This window comes from Mycobacterium sp. E2497 (assembly GCF_001668695.1).
Taxonomy (GTDB): Bacteria; Actinomycetota; Actinomycetes; order Mycobacteriales; family Mycobacteriaceae; genus Mycobacterium.
The window spans coordinates 1-2590 of record NZ_LZKD01000060.1; the positions used below are offsets into that span (position 1 = coordinate 1).

General features: G+C 72.0%; 2 protein-coding genes. Both read left to right on the top strand.

Annotation, left to right across the window (positions count from 1 at the left end):
• Positions 1-430 (top strand): TIGR04338 family metallohydrolase (locus A5713_RS04620; protein WP_068092999.1); only part of this gene is annotated, 430 nt, incomplete at its 5' end.
• Positions 427-2565, top strand: a complete 2139-nt coding sequence (locus tag A5713_RS04625) for a beta-glucosidase (protein ID WP_197516293.1) — start codon at positions 427-429, stop codon at positions 2563-2565. The genes A5713_RS04620 and A5713_RS04625, both read left to right, overlap by 4 nt.
• Positions 2566-2590: the final 25 nt, after the last annotated feature.

The following is a 2590-nucleotide window of genomic DNA, read 5'->3' on the forward strand; positions in this document are numbered from 1 at the left end:
CCGCGCCGCCGAGCACGGGTCGCGCGCCGTGGACTTCTTCGGTGCGCAGCTCACCCTGCCGCCGGAGGCGCGATTCGGCTCCGTTTCGGCCGTGCAGCGCTATGTTGACGACGTGCTCGCGTTGCCGTCGGTGCGCCGGCGCTGGCCCTCCGTCCCGCCGTTGCGCGTGCGGCCGCGGCGGGCCGCGACGGCGGCCCATTACGAATACCGCGACGGCGCAGGGGTTATCGCGGTGCCCGACCGCGACACCGCCGACTGGGCGCTGCGCGAGCTGGTGGTGCTCCACGAAGTCGCGCACCACCTGTGCCAGGTCGAGCCGCCGCACGGGCCGGAGTTCGTCGCGACCTTCGGCGAACTGGCGGAGCTGGTGATGGGTCCCGAGCTCGGGCACGTGCTGCGCGTCGTCTACGCCAAAGAGGGTGTGCGGTGAGCTCGTCCGGCGACGCCGACGCCCGGGCGCGCGAGGTCGAAGCCCGGCTGACCGATGACGAGCGATTCGCGCTGCTGGTCGGCGTGATGGGCGCGGGGGACATGTGGCCGCTGCGCGACGGGCGCATCCCGCCGGACGTCCCGATGAGCGCGGGTTACGTCCCCGGCGTGCCCCGCCTGGCCGTCCCGGCGTTGCTGATGAGCGACGCCGGCCTCGGGGTGACCAACCCGGGCTACCGGCCGGGCGACACCGCGACCGCGCTGCCCGCCGGTCTGGCGCTGGCCGCCAGTTTCGACCCGCCCCTCGCGCGCGCCGCGGGCGAGGTGATTGGCCGGGAGGCCCGCAGCCGCGGGTTCAACGTGCAGCTTGCCGGAGCCATGAACCTCGTGCGCGACCCGCGCAACGGCCGCAACTTCGAATACCTGTCCGAGGACCCGCTTTTGACCGCGGCGATGGCCGCGGAATCGGTCGACGGGATCCAGCAACAGCAGGTCATCTCGACGGTCAAGCACTACTCCCTGAACTGCAACGAGACCAACCGGCACTTCCTGGACGCGGTCATCGATCCCGGTGCGCATCGCGAATCCGACCTGCTGGCCTTCGAGCTGGCCATCGAGCGTTCGCAGCCGGGCGCCGTGATGACCGCCTACAACAAGGTCAACGGCACGTATGCCGCCGCCAACGACGTCCTGGTCAACCAGGTGCTCAAGGGCGCCTGGGGGTACCGCGGCTGGGTGATGTCCGACTGGGGGGCCACCCCGTCCTGGGAGTGCGCGCTGGGCGGGCTCGACCAAGAATGCGGGGCGCAACTCGACGCGCTGCTATGGCAGGCGGAGGCATTCGGTGCGCCCCTGCGTGCCGCCCATGCCGACGGCAGGCTGACCGGCGGACGGCTCTCGGACATGGTCCGGCGGATTCTGCGATCGATGTTCGCGGTCGGCATCGACCGGGCCGAAGACCGGGCCGAAGTCGCGCCCGTACCGGACATGGCCGCCCACAACGAGATCGCGTTGCGGATCGCCCGGCAGGGGATCGTGCTGTTGACCAACCGCGGGCTGCTGCCGCTGGCGCCGGAGGCGTCCGCCCGGATCGCCGTCATCGGCGGATATGCACACGTCGGGGTGCCGGCCGGCTACGGGTCGAGCGCCGTCGTCCCGCCGGGCGGCTACGCGGCCGTGATACCGATCGGTGGCGCGGGACTGGAGGCCGGCCTGCGCAAGCTGCACCTGTTGCCGTCGAGCCCGCTGGACGAGCTGCGCAAGCAATTCCCGCATGCCCGAATCGATTTCGATCCCGGCATCAACCCCGCGGAGGCGGCGCTGGCGGCGCGCAACGCCGACATCGCCCTGGTGTTCGCCGTCCGCGCCGAAGGGGAGGGGTTCGACATTCCCGACCTGACGCTGCCGTGGGGGCAGGACGCGGTGATCACCGCCGTGGCCACCGCCAATCCCAACACCGTGGTGGTGCTCGAGACCGGCAATCCGGTGACCATGCCCTGGCGGGACTCGGTGCAGGCGATTGTGCAGGCCTGGTATCCGGGGCAGGCCGGCGGCAGGGCGATCGCGGAAATCCTTGCCGGCCAGGCCAACCCGTCGGGCCGGTTACCGATCACGTTTCCGGTCGACCTGGGACAGACGCCTCGCCCGGAGCTGCCGGGCCTGGGCGCCGAGTGGGGGGAGCCGACCACGATCGACTACACCGAGGGATCGGATGTCGGCTACCGCTGGTTCGCCGCCACCGGCGAGGCCCCGATGTTCGCCTTCGGTCACGGGTTGTCCTACACCGACTTCGACTACCGCGATCTGGTGGTGGGCGGCGGGAACACGGTCACCGCGAGTTTCACCGTCGTCAACGTCGGTGACCGCGCGGGCGCCGACGTCCCGCAGCTGTACCTGACGGCGGCCCCGGGCGGGCGATGCGTGCGGTTGCTGGGGTTCGAGCGGGTCGAGCTCGAGCCGGGCGCCGCCCGCCGGGTCACCATCGAGGCGGACCCGCGCCTGCTCGCGCGCTACGACCGCGGCATGGGTGGCTGGCGTATCACCGCGGGCGATCACCGGGTGGCGGTGAGCGCCTCGGCGGTCACCCCGCGTCTGGAGGCGACGGCCGAGCTCGCCGGCCGTACGTTCGGACGCTGATCGGCGACCGCCGTCGAGTGTGCGT